General features: G+C 73.5%; 14 protein-coding genes. 8 read left to right on the top strand and 6 right to left on the bottom strand.

Features of this window, described 5'->3' with window-relative positions; all coding sequences use genetic code 11:
- The first annotated feature begins 84 nt into the window (after nucleotides 1-84).
- Both OIM89_RS20055 and OIM89_RS20050 read left to right on the top strand, forming a co-directional pair.
- On the top strand, nucleotides 85-3,318 hold the full coding sequence (locus OIM89_RS20055; RefSeq protein ID WP_264491488.1) for an NB-ARC domain-containing protein: 3,234 nt from the start codon (nucleotides 85-87) through the stop codon (nucleotides 3,316-3,318).
- 86 nt (nucleotides 3,319-3,404) lie between these two features.
- Nucleotides 3,405-3,917: a hypothetical protein gene (locus tag OIM89_RS20050; protein ID WP_047464902.1), complete on the top strand. Its 513-nt coding sequence runs from the start codon at nucleotides 3,405-3,407 to the stop codon at nucleotides 3,915-3,917.
- A gap of 100 nt (nucleotides 3,918-4,017) precedes the next feature.
- Here the strand turns inward: OIM89_RS20050 and OIM89_RS20045 are convergent, their stop codons facing one another.
- Both OIM89_RS20045 and mca read right to left on the bottom strand, forming a co-directional pair.
- Nucleotides 4,018-4,254, bottom strand: coding sequence for a hypothetical protein (locus tag OIM89_RS20045; RefSeq protein WP_030699117.1), 237 nt, complete (start codon nucleotides 4,252-4,254; stop codon nucleotides 4,018-4,020).
- On the bottom strand, nucleotides 4,247-5,128 hold the full coding sequence (gene mca, locus OIM89_RS20040; RefSeq protein WP_078857997.1) for a mycothiol conjugate amidase Mca: 882 nt from the start codon (nucleotides 5,126-5,128) through the stop codon (nucleotides 4,247-4,249). Before mca ends, OIM89_RS20045 begins: the two co-directional genes overlap by 8 nt.
- A 115-nt stretch (nucleotides 5,129-5,243) precedes the next feature.
- Here mca and OIM89_RS20035 point away from each other — a divergent pair, with 115 nt between their 5' ends.
- Both OIM89_RS20035 and greA read left to right on the top strand, forming a co-directional pair.
- Nucleotides 5,244-5,651, top strand: coding sequence for a DUF4307 domain-containing protein (locus OIM89_RS20035; protein WP_030699115.1), 408 nt, complete (start codon nucleotides 5,244-5,246; stop codon nucleotides 5,649-5,651).
- A gap of 202 nt (nucleotides 5,652-5,853) precedes the next feature.
- Complete coding sequence (greA, locus tag OIM89_RS20030) at nucleotides 5,854-6,351, top strand: transcription elongation factor GreA (RefSeq protein ID WP_030699114.1); 498 nt, start codon at nucleotides 5,854-5,856, stop codon at nucleotides 6,349-6,351.
- A 731-nt stretch (nucleotides 6,352-7,082) separates the two neighbouring features.
- On the opposite strand, the gene OIM89_RS20025 is transcribed toward greA, so the two are convergent.
- The 3 genes from OIM89_RS20025 to ilvA all read right to left on the bottom strand — a co-directional run bounded on the left by OIM89_RS20025 (nucleotide 7,083) and on the right by ilvA (nucleotide 10,502).
- A complete protein-coding gene (locus tag OIM89_RS20025; protein WP_030698955.1) occupies nucleotides 7,083-7,934 on the bottom strand; it encodes an ABC transporter permease in 852 nt (283 codons plus the stop codon).
- A complete protein-coding gene (locus tag OIM89_RS20020) occupies nucleotides 7,934-8,971 on the bottom strand; it encodes an ATP-binding cassette domain-containing protein (protein WP_047464899.1) in 1,038 nt (345 codons plus the stop codon). The genes OIM89_RS20025 and OIM89_RS20020 overlap by 1 nt, the downstream gene beginning before the upstream one ends.
- Nucleotides 8,972-9,272: 301 nt before the next feature.
- Complete coding sequence (gene ilvA, locus OIM89_RS20015; protein ID WP_264491487.1) at nucleotides 9,273-10,502, bottom strand: threonine ammonia-lyase; 1,230 nt, start codon at nucleotides 10,500-10,502, stop codon at nucleotides 9,273-9,275.
- A 174-nt stretch (nucleotides 10,503-10,676) separates the two neighbouring features.
- Here ilvA and OIM89_RS20010 point away from each other — a divergent pair, with 174 nt between their 5' ends.
- The 3 genes from OIM89_RS20010 (at nucleotide 10,677) to OIM89_RS20000 (ending at nucleotide 12,029) form a co-directional block, all read left to right on the top strand.
- Nucleotides 10,677-11,213: a MarR family winged helix-turn-helix transcriptional regulator gene (locus OIM89_RS20010; RefSeq protein WP_372588023.1), complete on the top strand. Its 537-nt coding sequence runs from the start codon at nucleotides 10,677-10,679 to the stop codon at nucleotides 11,211-11,213.
- A gap of 79 nt (nucleotides 11,214-11,292) precedes the next feature.
- Nucleotides 11,293-11,781 (top strand): sigma factor-like helix-turn-helix DNA-binding protein, encoded by a 489-nt coding sequence (locus OIM89_RS20005; RefSeq protein WP_151169368.1) that lies wholly within the window; start codon nucleotides 11,293-11,295, stop codon nucleotides 11,779-11,781.
- Nucleotides 11,778-12,029 (top strand): hypothetical protein, encoded by a 252-nt coding sequence (locus OIM89_RS20000; protein ID WP_217467055.1) that lies wholly within the window; start codon nucleotides 11,778-11,780, stop codon nucleotides 12,027-12,029. Before OIM89_RS20005 ends, OIM89_RS20000 begins: the two co-directional genes overlap by 4 nt.
- Nucleotides 12,030-12,103: 74 nt before the next feature.
- Here OIM89_RS20000 and OIM89_RS19995 read toward each other — a convergent pair whose 3' ends face one another.
- Nucleotides 12,104-13,270: a cystathionine gamma-synthase gene (locus tag OIM89_RS19995; RefSeq protein WP_030698949.1), complete on the bottom strand. Its 1,167-nt coding sequence runs from the start codon at nucleotides 13,268-13,270 to the stop codon at nucleotides 12,104-12,106.
- A gap of 130 nt (nucleotides 13,271-13,400) precedes the next feature.
- On the opposite strand from OIM89_RS19995, the gene OIM89_RS19990 reads away from it, so the two are divergent.
- Complete coding sequence (locus tag OIM89_RS19990; protein ID WP_175457746.1) at nucleotides 13,401-14,504, top strand: hypothetical protein; 1,104 nt, start codon at nucleotides 13,401-13,403, stop codon at nucleotides 14,502-14,504.
- The last annotated feature ends 69 nt before the right edge of the window (nucleotides 14,505-14,573 follow it).

Raw genomic sequence — 14,573 nt, 5'->3', positions numbered from 1 at the left:
CTGGGGCGGCGGAGGCGGGATGGGCGCGGTGGGGCTCCGCAGGGACCGGCCGGACGCGGCCGGGTGACGTGAAGGGGGATCGCGATGCGGACCAGTCATCGGACCCAGGCCGAGGAAGTGCTGGCGCGGGCGGTCGAGGAGGAGGTGCGGCGCTCCGGCGGCCGCACCGACGGGCAGGTGCTCCTCTCCCGGGCCCGCGGCGAGCTGGACGCCCTGCTGCGCACGGCCGACGAGGAGTACACGGCGTACGAGGCGGCCGTCGCCGCCGCCGAGGCCGAGCGGCAGAGTTTCGGCCGGCGGTACGCGCGGGAGGGCGTGGGGACACCGCTGCTGGTCGCCGGGGTCGCGGCGGCCGCGGCCTGTGCGGCGGACCTGGCCTTCGGCACCGGCGCGGGTACGGCGCTGGGCGCGGGGGCCGTGGTGGGTGTGGCCGGGGCGGCGGCGACCGTGGTGAAGGTGGGCGCCGTGCACTGGCCGGCCGCGCACCGGCAGGCGGGGGCGCTGGGCCAGCCGGGCGGGCCCGAGCAGTTGCGGCTGGCCTGGCTCACGGCGCTGGAGGTGCGCGGGGTGCGGCCGTTCCTGGAGCGGCAGCGGACACCCGCGGTGCCGGCGGCGCGGCGGGCGGCACCGGCCCGCCGCCATGCCGGCCCGGTGCTGGGGCGGACCGACAAGAGCGCGCTGGCCAGGCGGCGTTCGGTGCTCCAGCGGTCGTTCGAGCGGCTGCCGTCGGGGGACGGGCCGTTCGCGGGCCGCAGGGAGCTGATGGCGCGGATCACCCAGGAGGTGCGGGCGGCACGGGCGGCGACGGAGACCCGGCCGGTGGTGCTGGTGCTGCACGGCGAGCCGGGCGCGGGCCGCACCACGCTGGCGGTGCGGGCCGCGCGGGAGCTGAAGGACCAGTTCCGGGGCGCGTGCGTGGTGGACCTGCGCGGCGGCGGGCAGAGCAGGACGGTGCCGCTGTCGACCCGGGAGGCACTGCTGCACCTGCTCAACCGGCTGGGCGCGCCGCGTGAGCAGCTGCTCCAGCGGGAGGGAAGCACACCGGAGCAGCAGACGCGACGCCTGGCCGAGCTGTACCAGCGGCATCTGACCGACGTCCCCGTGATCGTGGTGCTGGACGACGCCTCGGACGCCGGGCAGGTGGCGGCGCTGGTACCGGAACACTCCGACAGCCTGGTCCTGGTGACGGCCCGGGAGCCGATGGAGCTGCCCGAGGGGACGGCCGCCCGGGTGCGGCAGCTGCCGGTGACGGCGCTGGACGCGGCCGGTGCCGAGGAGGTGCTGCGGGCGGCGGCGGGCGAGGCGGCCGACCCGTACGACGCGCAGGCCACCGACCGGATCGTGGAGCTGTGCGGCGGGCTGCCGCTGGCGCTGCGGGTGGCGGGCTCGGCGCTGGCCGGGCGCACGCCGCGCGAACTGGCCTCGGCGCTGGAGGCGTACGGCCCGGTGAGCCCGGTGGAGCGGGCCCTGTGGCTGCGTCACACCGATCAGGAGGAGGCGGCGCGCCGGCTGCTGCGGCGGCTGGCGCTGGCGGGGCGGGCCTCGCTGGGGGCGGCCGCGGCGGCGGCGCTGCTGGACACCGGCGAACAGGAGGCGGAGCGGCTTCTCGGCGTGCTGGCGGCGGCCGGGCTGATCGACAGGGTGCGCGGCAGCCGCTACCGGCTGCACACCCTGGTCCGCGGCTTCGCCCGGGCCCGGCTGACCGACGAGGAGCCGGCGGCGGAGCGGACGGCGGCGCAGGAACGGCTGATCGTCAACTACGCGGAACTGGCCGAGCAGGTGATCGGCCTGGTCGACGGCAGGTCCTCGACCCGGGCCGACTCGGCGTTCCAGGCCGGGGCGATGGGAACGCACGGCTTCAGCTCACTGGAGTACGCGCTCAACTGGCTGGACCAGGAGTCGAGTTTCATCACCGCCGCGCTGCGCGACGCGGAGGGCGTCGACCAGGGCGCCGTCCGCAACCTCCTCGGCGCCCTGTGCGACTACTGCCTGCTCCGCGGCGACCTCTACCGCCTCGGCGAGCTGAACGACCTGGCCCGCGCCGTCGACCAGGGGCTCCTGGCCCGCTCGGTGCAGTGGCGCACCGGCATCGCCGAACGCCAGCTCGGCGAGCTGGACAAGGCCCGCACCACGCTGACCTCGGTGGTCGGCCTGTACTACGAGGCGCACCACGAGCCCGGCGCCGCCCTCGCCCTCTGCTCGCTCGGCATCACCCTGCACCACCAGGGGAAACTGGCCGAGGCCGCCGAGAAGCTCCGTGAGGCGCTGGCGCTCCAGCAGCCCGGCGAACTGGCGGCGGACCGGGCCTGGACCCTGCACGCGCTGGGCGCTGTCGAACGCGACCGCTCCCGCCTCACCGAGGCCGAGCGGCTGCTCGTCCAGGCGGACCGCCTGCACACCGCCAACTCCTCGCTGCACGGCCAGGCGTGGACCCGCTTCCAGCTCGGCCAGGTCCGGCTGCGCCAGGGCACCGTCGAGCGGGCCGAGGAGGAGCTGCGCGCCGCACTGGAGCTGTACGGCAGGACAGGCGACGTACGCGGCCAGGCGTGGGCCCTCACCCAGCTGGGCCGCGCCCGGCTCCACCGGGACCAGGGCTCCGAGGGCCCCGAGGCCGCCGAGGAACTGCGCGGCGCCCTCTCCCGCCACCGTGACAACGAGGACGCCCGCGGCGAGGCGTGGACCCGCTACCACCTGGGCCAGGCCCTGGAGGACTCCGGCGACCTGGCCACGGCCGTCCGCGAACTGGAACGGGCCCGCACGATGTTCTCCCGGATGCGCGACGTGTACGGGCTGGCCTGCGCCCGGCACCATTCGGCGCGGGTCACCCGCGACCTGCGGGCCGCGCAGACCGGCTCCCTGCGCAACAGCGGCTTCGCCCGGCAGTTGCTGGTCGACGCCCGGGCCGACTTCCGGCGCATCGGCGTCGCCCACGGCGAAGCCTGGACCTGCCTGGAACTGGCGGTCACCGACGCGGGCAACGGCCGCACCGGCCAGGCCCTCACCCTCGCCGAGGAGGCCACCGCCCTCTTCACCTCGTACGGCGACACCCGGGGCGAGGAGTGGTCCCGCTTCCTGACCGCCACCCTCCTCCCCTTCGCCGCCCCCGGCGGCACGGAGTCCGGCACCGCCCAGGCCCTCGCCCTCCTCGACGACCTGATGGCCTCCCCCTCCCCCGCCCGCGACCCGCGCCTCACCACCTGCCTCCCCGCCTTCCGCCTCCTCCTTGAGCGCGGCGTGGACCCGGCCGGGGAGTGGCCGGTGTGGGGGCTGGGGCTGGTGCCGGGGCGACACGCGCGGGAGGTGATGGGGGTGGGGTGAGGCGGCCGCACCCTGCGCGTACGGTCCCGTGCGCCCGGACGAAAACCGGGGTGCCACGGCCCGCCGTCCCCTCGCATACTCGCCGCATGGACACCCCCGCCGCCCGTTTCCGTGACCCGCGCTCCACCGTGTACGACTTCCTCGACCTGGTGCTCGTGCGGTGTCCGGGGTGTGCGGGCGCCGCACGGGTGAGCCGGGTTCCGGGAGACGAGGGTCCGGGAGGGCGGCGCCTCTTCGCGGCGAGGCGGCTGGTCTGCGGGGGCTGCGCGGCTTCGCGAAGGTACGACGGCACGCCGCTGACCTTCCCGCTCGGCGCCGCCGGCCCGGTGACCGACCCCTACTTCGGCAGGCCGCTGTGGCTCCGGGCCGAGACCCGGCACGGGACCTTGTGGGCGTACAACCTCGACCACCTCGACCTGGTCCGCCGGTTCGTCGGAGCCTCGCTGCGGGAACGGGCGCCCTGGTACGACACGGGGCAGAAGATGACGCTGGTGGCCCGGCTGCCGGTCTGGGTCAAGCGGGCGGGGAACCGGGGCGAGGTGCTGCGGGCCCTCGACCGGATGCGCGCGGGAGTGCCTGCGGAGGGCGGGGGCGAGTAGGAGCGCGCCGGGGCGTGGACGAGGGCTCCGGGAACCCCGAAGAGCCCCGGCGCGCGGTGTGCGCGGCCGGGGCGGTGCGGGCCCGGCGGGTCCGGTGGGGCTACTTGCCGGCGGAGCCCCGGGCGGGGGTGCCGCCCTGGGCCGCCTCGGGCTCGGCGAAGTCGACCTTGCCCATGTGGCGGTTCATGGACTTCATCAGGGCCCAGACGGCGAGGGCCATCACGGCGAACACGATGAACCCGAGGACACCCGGGGTCACCTTGTTCTCGTCCAGCTCCTTGGCGAGAGGAACGAGGTGCGTCATTGCCAGGTTTGCGCTAGCGCTCATGTCAGCCATTGTCGCGGATGCCCGCGAAGAGGTCGTCCTCGGGGAGGGACGTGGCGACGTGCGACTTGGCCAGCTCGTACTCCTCGGTGGGCCAGACCTCCTTCTGGAGCTCCATCGGGATGCGGAACCAGCCGCCGTCCGGGTCGATCTGGGTGGCGTGGGCGATCAGCGCCTTGTCGCGGATCTCGAAGAAGTCCGCGCAGGGCACGTGGGTGGTCAGCTCGCGCTCGACCCGCTCCATCTCGTGCCACCGCTCCAGCCACTCGCCGTACGGCGACTCCATGCCGCGCGCGAGCAGCGCCTCGTGCAGGGCGGTGGTGCGCGGGCGGTTGAAGCCCTGGTTGTAGTAGAGCTTCATCGGCTGGAAGACCTTGCCGAACTCGTCCTCCGGGAAGCGGTCCGGGTCCCCGGCGCCCTCGAAGGCCACCATCGTGATCTTGTGGGTCATGATGTGGTCGGGGTGCGGGTAGCCGCCGTTCTCGTCGTAGGTCGTGACGACCTGCGGGCGGAACGCGCGGATCGACTTCACCAGCCGGCCGGCCGCCTCCTCGACGTCCTCCAGCGCGAAGCAGCCCTCGGGCAGCGGCGGCAGCGGGTCGCCCTCGGGCAGGCCGGAGTCGACGAAGCCGAGCCACTCCTGCCGCACGCCGAGGATCTGCCGGGCCTCCTCCATCTCCTTGGCCCGCACCTCGTGGATGTTCTCCTCGATGTACGGGTCGCCCTTGAGCTTCGGGTTGAGGACGTCACCGCGCTCGCCCCCGGTGCAGGTCACGACCAGCACGTCCACCCCCTCGGACACATACTTCGCCATGGTCGCCGCGCCCTTGCTCGACTCGTCGTCGGGGTGGGCGTGCACGGCCATCAGTCGCAGCTGCTCTGTCAAGACTCGTTCCTCGTGAATACGGCGCCCTCAATGCATCGGCGCGATGGTCGGCTTCTATAGTGACCGAACCGGACGGTGGAAAATTCCGGTGGCCCCCAGCCCGAGAGGATTGATCATGAGCGCGGTGCGCGAGGACCTTCCCGAGGGCCGGTACGGACGGGCCCGGTCCGCCGAGGAGCAGACCGACCGCCGGCTGAAGGTCACCGGCGGCGTGCTGGGCGTGCTCTTCGTCGCCATGATCGTCTGGTTCGGCTGGTCGCACGTGACCAGCACCGCGATCAGCGGCGAGATGATCAAGTTCGACGTCTCCGCCGCCACCCAGGCCAAGGTGCACCTGGAGGTGCGCAAGGACCGCGAGGGTGCCGGCTACTGCACCGTGCGGGCCCTGGCGGAGGACGGCAGCGAGGTCGGCCGCAAGGACGCCCTCTTCGACCAGGACGCGGCCCGCGTCGACAAGGTGATCTCGTTGCGGACCACCTCCCAGGCCACCGCCGTCGAGCTGGTCGGCTGCTCCCCCGCCTGACCGGCCACCCCGCCGCGCCGGGTGACGGCGCCCACCCCGCCGAGCCGGGAAACGCCCGCCACCTGCGAAGACGCCGCACCCGCCAGATTCGTCCTCCCCCTTTCGCGCCTGAATTGTTAGGCTCGTGGTTTCGCCCACCCGGTACGGAACATCCTTCCGAGTAGGGCGATGCTTTGTATCCCAGTACCTACGAGGAGCACCTGTGACCCAGACCAGCGACAACGTCACCTGGCTGACCCAGGAGGCGTACAACCAGCTCAAGGCCGAGCTGGAGTACCTGTCTGGTCCCGCGCGCACCGAGATCTCCAAGAAGATCGAGGCGGCGCGTGAGGAGGGCGACCTGCGCGAGAACGGCGGGTACCACGCGGCCAAGGAGGAGCAGGGCAAGCAGGAGCTCCGGGTGCGACAGCTGACCCAGCTCCTGGCCCAGGCGAAGGTGGGTGAGCCGCCTGCCGACGACGGCATCGTGGAGCCGGGCATGGTCGTCACGATCGCCTTCGACGGCGATCCTGACGACACGCTGACCTTCCTGATGGCCTCGCGCGAGTACGCCAGCGCGGACATCGAGACCTACTCGCCGCAGTCGCCGCTGGGGACGGGGGTCAACGGGAAGAAGGTCGGGGACACGGCCGAGTACGAGCTGCCTAACGGCAAGCAGGCCTCGGTGAAGATTCTGGCCGCCAAGCCCTACTCGTCCTGACCCTCCGCCCTCGCCGGGCGGGGCGGCCGTCACAGGCTGCACCAAGCGCCCTCGGCTCCGGTTTGCCCGGAGCTGGGGGTGCTTTTTGGTTGCACTGTGGCTGGGCTCCGTCTCTGCCTGTCCGCCCCTGACCCTGCGGGTCACCGATTGGCCTCAAACGCCGGCCGGGCTGTGGGGTTCGCGGTTCGTTCGCCGTCTGGGTCGGGCGGGGCCGCACCGGGGTACCTCCTCACAAACTGCATGGTGCGGGGTCAGTCGCTTCAAGACGGCCGTGTGTGCAGTTTGCTGCGGGGGCACCCCGGCACGACCCCGCCCTTCCGTCTCGTCGGCGTCGTCCCGCCGGTGGGAGGAGAAAAGACAGGCCGCCCCCCATTGATCTGTGTGACCAGCTGAAGTGACGACGGTGGTCGCTGTGGAGAGGCCCGGTATCGGTGACGGCCCTCATCCACCCACCGGCGGTCGGCCGCGTACGAGACCGTGGGGTGGGGACGTGTCGGGGTGCCCCCGCAGCAAACTGCACACGAGGCCGCCATACTCCAATTGACCCCGCACCATGCAGTTTGTGAGGAGGTACCCCGGCGCGGCCCCGCCCCACCCACGTGCCGGAGGAACCGCGACCCTCACAGCCCGGCCGGCGCTTGAGGCCAATCTTTGACCGGCACGGGCAGCGGCCGGCACCCCCAGACGCGGCGCAGCCGCATCCCGGTCGCGGCGCGGCCACGTCGGCGGGGTCAGACGGCGGATTTCCGGTATCTGCGAACCGCCAGCGTGCGGAAGACCACCAGGATGAGCAGGGACCAGATGATGGAGGCCCAGATCGGGTGCCGCATGGGCCAGGCGTCCGGTGTGACGAAGTCGGGCGGCAGGTTCCCGAACAGCTCGCGACATGCCTGGACGGTGGTGGAGAACGGGTTCCACTCGGCGATGTGCCGGAAGACCGTCGGCAGCCTGTTGGAGTCGACGAAGGCGTTGGAGATGAAGGTCAGCGGGAAGAGCCAGATGAGGCCGCCCGAGGTGGCCGCCTCCGGGGTGCGGACCAGCAGCCCGATGAGCGCCCCGATCCAGGAGAAGGCGTACCCCAGCAGCAGGAGCAGGCCGAAGCCGGCGAGGACGCTGCCGAAGTTCTCGTGGGTACGCCAGCCGATGAGGAGCGCCACGCCGGTGAGAACGACCAGGGTGAGGGCGGTCTGCACGAAGTCCGCGAGGGTGCGGCCGGTGAGCACCGCGCCCCGGGCCATCGGCAGGGACCGGAACCGGTCGACCAGCCCCTTGTGCATGTCCTCGGCGATGCCCGCGCTGGCGCCGGCGGTGGCGAAGGTGACGGTCTGCGCGAAGATGCCCGCCATGAGGAACTCGCGGTAGGCCGCCTGCGAGAGCGAACCCCCCACCTGGATCGAGCCGCCGAAGACGTAGGTGAAGAGCACCACGAACATGATCGGCTGGATGAGCCCGAAGAGGACGACCTCGGGGATGCGGGTCATTCTGATCAGGTTCCGTCTGGCCATGACCAGGGAGTCCATGACCGACTGGGCGACTCTCCCGCGGCGCTGGGGGCGGGCGGCGTGCTCGGCGACGGTGCTCATCAGTCGACCTCTTTCATGGCCTGGGCACGGCGCTCGGCCGCACTGCGCTCTCCGTTGGCCGGGCCGTCGCCGTCCTCGCCGTTCTCGCCCTCGGCCGCCTGGGCGGCGTGGCCGGTCAGGGAGATGAAGACGTCGTCGAGGGTGGGGCGGCGGAGCCCGATGTCGTCGATCTCGATCTTCCGCACGTCCAGCTCGCGGATGACCTCGGCGAGGAGCTTGGCGCCGCCGGAAACCGGGACGGTGAGCTTGCGGGTGTGTTCGCTGACCGTCGGGGCGCCCTCGCCCACGCGGGTGAGGACCTCCACGGCGTCGGTGATCCGCTCCCGCTCGTGCACGACCAGCTCGACGCGCTCGCCACCGGTGCGGGCCTTCAGCTCGTCCGAGGTGCCCCGGGCGATGACCCGGCCGTGGTCCACCACGCAGATGTCGTCGGCGAGGTGGTCGGCCTCCTCGAGGTACTGGGTGGTGAGGAGCAGGGTGGTGCCGCCCTCGACCAGTTCCTGGATGACGTCCCACAGCGCCTGCCGGTTGCGCGGGTCGAGGCCGGTGGTGGGCTCGTCCATGAACATCACCGGCGGGGAGACGACGAGGGCCGCGGCGAGGTCCAGGCGGCGGCGCATGCCCCCGGAGTAGGTCTTCGCGGTGCGGTCCCCCGCGTCGGCGAGGCCGAACCGCTCCAGCAGCTCACCGGCGCGGGCCTTCGCCTCGCGTCCGGAGAGCTGGTAGAGGCGGCCGACCATCTGGAGGTTCTCGCGGCCGGTCAGGTACTCGTCGATGGCGGCGAACTGGCCGGAGAGACCGATGGCGCGGCGCACCTCGTCCGGGTTCTCGACCACGTCGATCCCGGCGACCAGGGCGCGGCCGCCGTCGGGCACGAGGAGGGTGGTGAGGCAGCGGACGGCGGTGGTCTTGCCCGCGCCGTTCGGGCCGAGCATGCCGAGGACGGTGCCCTCGGGGACGTCGAGGTCGACGCCGTCCAGCGCTCTGACGTCGCCGAAGGTCTTGACGAGACCTTCCGCGTAGATGGCGCCTGGCATAGGGATCTCCTGACGTGTCGCCGTGTACGGAATAGTAGGTTTGCTCAGGTATGTCCGCGATTCTCGCGACGCGCGGAGGGCGGGGCAGAGCAAGGGCGGGACGCGCCACGATCACGGAGAGTGACTGAAGTGGCGCGAGACACACCATAACGCGATGTATCGCGTGTCACAACGGATTTCGGCATCTGGTGGCGAGGAGAAGGGGAACGCCCTCCTCCGGCGCGGCCCCGCGCCGACGAAAGGGGCGGGCCGCCGGCCAACCGGTTGCCCGCCCCTCCCCCGCGCCGAGGCGCGTGCCGCTTCAGTCCATGACGAGGTATCCCGCCGCCCGCAGCGCCGCCCCGACGCTCGCGCAGTGCTCGGGCCCCTTCGTCTCCAGGTGGACCTCCACCTCCGCCTCCGTGAGCCCCAGCCGGGGATCGGTCCGCACATGGCTGACGTCGAGCACGTTGGCGTCGACGCCGGAGAGGACCGACAGCAGGGTGGCGAGGGCGCCTGGGCTGTCGGTCAGCCGCAGTCGCAGCGAGAGGTAGCGGCCGGCCGCCGCCATGCCGTGGGTGAGGACGCGCTGCATCAGCAGCGGGTCGACGTTGCCGCCGGAGAGCACCGCCACGACCGGGCCCTCGAACGCCTCGGGCCTGCTCAGCAGGGCCGCGACCGGGCTGGCCCCGGCCGGCTCCACCACCTGCTTGGCCCGCTCCAGGCAGAGCAGCAGGCCGCTGGAGAGGGCGTCCTCGGTGACCGTGACGACCTCGTCGACCAGTTCCCCGACGATCCGGAAGGGCACCTCGCCCGGCCGCCCCACCTTGATCCCGTCGGCCATCGTCGAGGGGCGCTCGACCGCCACCGGCCGGCCCGCGGCCAGCGAGGGCGGGTAGGCCGCGGCGCCCGCCGCCTGGACGCCGACGATCCGCACGTCGGGGCGGACCGCCTTGACCGCGACCGCTATCCCCGCGGCCAGGCCGCCGCCGCCGATGCCCATGACGATCGTGCGCACCTCGGGGCACTGCTCCAGGATCTCCAGCCCCAGCGTGCCCTGGCCCGCGATGACGTCGGGGTGGTCGAAGGGGTGGATGAAGACGGCGCCGGTCCGCTCCGCGTACTCCTGGGCCGCAGCCAGCGTCTCGTCGACCACCTCGCCGTGCAGCCGCACCTCGGCGCCGTACTCCCGGGTGGCCGCGACCTTGGGCAGCGGCGCACCGACCGGCATGAAGACCGTGGAGCGGACGCCCAGCAGGGTCGAGGCGAGAGCCACGCCCTGGGCGTGGTTGCCCGCGCTGGCGGCGACCACGCCCACGGCCCGCTCCTCGGGGGAGAGCCCGGCGATCCGCACGTAGGCGCCGCGGAGTTTGAAGGAGCCGGTGCGCTGGAGGTTCTCGCACTTGAGGTGGACGGGGGCGCCGACCAGGTCGGAGAGGTGGCGGCTGCCCTCCATCATCGTGACCCTCGCCACCCCGGCGAGCATCTTCTGCGCACCGCGCACGTCGTCGAGCGTCACCCTGGGCGGCTGGACGGCCTTGCTGTCTGTCATGGCCCCAGTGTGGCTGCTGGAGGGTGGTGCGGGATACGCCGCGCCCCCACCGGACCCGGCGGCCCCGGGCAACCGCGACAGCGCCCGTACGGGCGGCGGCCGGGCCGCGTACGCTGTCCCCCCAACCGTCCCTCCCGCACGAAGTGAGCCCTGGCCATGCCCATGACTGAGGACATGTCGACCACCGCTTCCGGCGATCCGGGTCCCTCCGGAGCCTCCGGGGAGCCGTCCGCCCTCTTCGACACGCTCCAGCACCAGGTCGCCGTCTTCGCGCGGCGCGCCGAGCAGACCCGCCTGGGCGGGGTGGGCGCCGTCCGCAACTCGATGGACCGCGCCGCGTACCTGCTCCTCAACCACCTCGACAACGAGGGCCCGATGGGCGTGAAGGCGCTCGCCGCCAGCATGGGCATCGACTCCTCCACCGTCACCCGGCAGGTCGCGCCGCTGGTCGACGGCGGGCTGGTCAGCCGCACCAGCCACCCCGAGGACGGGCGCGCCGTCGTCCTCCAGCTCTCCGCGCTCGGCCGCAACCGCCTCGAAGAGGTGCGGGCCGGCCGCCGCGAGCTGCTCAAGGAGCTGACCGGCGGCTGGAGCGACGGCGACCAGGAGGCCTTCTGCCGCCTGCTGACCCGGTTCAACGAGGAGATCGTGGCCCGCCAGAACCGCCTCGCCCAGAGCGGCACCCCGGGCACCGACCCCGCCGAGAGCTGATCCCTCCCCGCCTCTTGACCCCGCGCGCCCCCTGGCCTCAGATGGGAGGCCGGACCGCAGCGGCGGGCAGGAGGCCCCGGTGATCCCACGTCACGAGATCCCCCGCACCGCCCGCGCCCGCGCGTTCGTCTCCTTCGCCGCCGGCGCGGGCGGCCGCCTGCTCCATCTGGCCGCGCTGCTCACCGGCGAACCCCCCGGCAGCACCCCGTACGCCCGCCGCCTGCTCACCGCCGCGCTCAGCCGCACCTACGCCGACTGGGACGCCCTGCGCGGCGACGACCCGTACGACCGCGCCCGCCGGGACCTCGTCGCCCGCTACGCCCGTGCCGCCTGGCACCGCCGGCTCGGCGCGGCAGGGCGGACGCGGGATCCCGGTCCCCTCGGCCCGCTCACCCCGCACGAGCGCGTCGCGGTGGTCCTGAGGCTGTACGAGGGGGTGCCCGAGGAGCAGGCGGCGGCGCTGCTGGGGCTGCCCGTCGAGCGGGTCAGGGCGCTGACCGCGCGGGCCACGGTGCGGCTGGCACGGCCGCCGGGTGGTGCCCCGGGCGCCCCGGAGCCGGCCCGGTGAGCGGCGAGGACCGCCGCAAGGATCACGTCCGCCGGCTGCTGGACACCCCGCCGCCGCCCGTACCGCAGGAGCTGCTGGCCGAGGCGGTGCGCCGGGGTGAGCGGCTGCGCCGACTGCGCGCCGGGGCGCGCCGGTTCCTCTGGGTGGTGGTGGCGGTAGTCGTGGCCGGGCTCGTCGTCTGGCTGGTGGCGGCCCGGCCCTGGGCCGCCCCCGAGGTGCCCGTCACGCCGCCGCTGACCGGCTGGTGACACGGCGCGGGGCCGGGCCCGCGTACGGACCCGGCCCCGCGCTCACCGGCGTACCGGCGTACGCCGTGTGCCGCTCAGCCCAGCGCCTGCTGGAGGTCGGCGAGCAGGTCGTCGGCGTTCTCGATGCCGACGGAGAGGCGCACCAGGTCGGAGGGGACCTCCAGCTGGGAGCCGGCCACCGAGGCGTGCGTCATCCGGCCGGGGTGCTCGATGAGGGACTCGACGCCGCCCAGGGACTCACCGAGGGTGAAGACCTTGGTCCGGTCGCAGACGGCGACCGCCTCCTCCTCGCCGCCGGCGACCTGGAAGGAGACCATGCCGCCGAAGGAACGCATCTGCTTGGCGGCGACCTCGTGGCCGGGGTGCTCGGCCAGCCCCGGGTAGAGGACCTTGGTGACCTTGGGGTGGCGGCTGAGCATCTCCACGATCCGCTCGGCGTTGGCCGAGTGGCGGTCCATCCGCACCGCCAGCGTCTTGATGCCGCGCAGCACAAGCCAGGAGTCGAAGGGGCCTGCCACCGCGCCCATGGCGTTCTGGTGGTAGGCCAGCTCGTCGGCCAGCTCCTGGTCGTCGGTGACGAGGGCGCCGCCGACCACGTCGGAGTGGCCGCCCATGTACTTGGTGGTGGAGTGCACGACGACGTCGGCGCCGAGCGCCAGCGGCTGCTGGAGGTAGGGCGAGGCGAAGGTGTTGTCGACCACCAGGCGCACACCGGCGGCGCGCGCGACCCCGGCGAGCGCCGCGATGTCGCTGATGCCGAGCAGCGGGTTGGAGGGGGTCTCGACCCAGATCGCCTTGGTGCGGTCGGTCAGCGCGTCCCGGACGGCAGCCGGGTCAGAGGTGTCGGCCACGGTGTAGTCGACGCCCCAGCGGGCCACGACCTTGGAGATCAGCCGGAAGGTGCCGCCGTAGGCGTCGTCGGGGATGACGAGGTGGTCGCCCGGGGCCAGCAGGGTCCGCAGCAGGCAGTCCTCGGCCGCGAGCCCCGAGGCGAAGGCGAGGCCGCGCCGGCCGCCCTCGAGCGCCGCGAGGTTCTCCTCCAGCGCGGTCCGGGTCGGGTTGCCGCTGCGGCTGTACTCGTAGCCGCCGCGCAGCCCGCCCACGCCGTCCTGCTTGTACGTGGACACCTGGTAGATCGCGGGGACCACGGCCCCGGTCATCGGGTCGGGGGTGTTGCCGGCGTGGATCGCCACGGTCTCGAAGCCGTGCGTGCCGTGCCCGTCACTCTGCCTGTCGCTCATGCGGCCCGAGCCTAACGCCTCCACGGCCCCGTCCCGGCCGTTGCGGCACCCCGTCCCGCCTGCGGATGGAGACCACTCCGTTACGGAGGGGGTTCGCCAACTGTCGGCGCCGTCTGGTTCGCTTGGAGCCATGGAGATTCTGTGGGCCCTGATGGCAGTGGTCATGATCGGAGCGGTCCTCGGACCGGTCATCCTGCGGCGCCGCCGCGGGATACGGCAGGTGCAGCCCGGCACCCCCGAGGCGGCCGACCCCGCCCAGTACGGCTTCCGCCCGCAGGAGACCCTCGACATCCGCCTGCCCGGCCCCGACCAGGACCTCCTCGACGTCCTGGACGTCGTCCAGCGCACCCAGGACTGGCGGGCCGCCTCCCAGCTGCTGGCCGGCACCGACAAACACGGCGAGCTGCGCTGGCAGCGCGTGCAGGCGTTCGCCGGGGCCGCCTCGCTGGAGCTCCAGCAGCGCCCGGGCGAGGGCGGCCGCTGGCTGCGCGACTGGCGGGCGCAGGAGCCCAAGGACGCGGGCGGCGCCGCGGTGCACGCCGAGTTCCTGGTGCAGCAGGCATGGCGCTCCTCGACGGCCGGGAGCGACGACTTCCGGATCATCCTGGAGGAGGCCAGGTCGGCCGTGGCCCAGGCCGCGCTGCTCGCCCCGGGCGACCCGGTGCCGTACATCAGCGAGCTGGCCGTCGCGCGCGGGCTCGGCTACACCCAGCAGGAGTTCGACCAGCTCTGGCTGAAGATCCTGGACCGCGCCCCGGCGCACATGGGGGCGCACCTGGTGGCGCTGCCGTACTGGTCGGAGAAGTGGCACGGCTCTCGGCAGCAGTCGATGGCGTTCGCCGAGGCGGCCGCGGCCCGCGCGCCGGGCGGCTCGCTGCTCTCCGCGCTGCCCCTCTTCTCCCTGTACGAGCACCTGCCCGAGGTGAACCTGGTCCGCAACTTCTTCCAGAGCCAGACCTTCACCCGTGCCCTGGAGGGTGCCCAGTTCGCCGCCCAGTCGGCGCGCCAGGACGACCCGGTGCTGCCGCACGTCCGGCACCTGCTGGTCTTCTTCCTGGTCAGCTCGGAGCGGTGGGGCGAGGCGATGCACCAGTTCGTCCGCGTCGACGGGTACGTGGGGGCGCTGCCGTGGACCGTGTCGGCCGACCCGGCCGCGCAGTTCGCCGTCTACCGCGCGCTGGCGGTCGGCGGGTACGAGGCCAACGGCGGCAGCCCGGCCACCCTGCGCGGCTGAGCCAAAACACCGGAGACGGGGCGTCGCCCGCCTGGCATGATCGCTCCGGCGCGGCGGGAGAGGCCCGTC

The sequence above is a fragment of the Streptomyces sp. BI87 genome, from assembly GCF_025957665.1.
Lineage (GTDB): Bacteria > Actinomycetota > Actinomycetes > Streptomycetales > Streptomycetaceae > Streptomyces > Streptomyces albidoflavus.
This window is presented reverse-complemented; position numbering and strand designations above follow the sequence as displayed.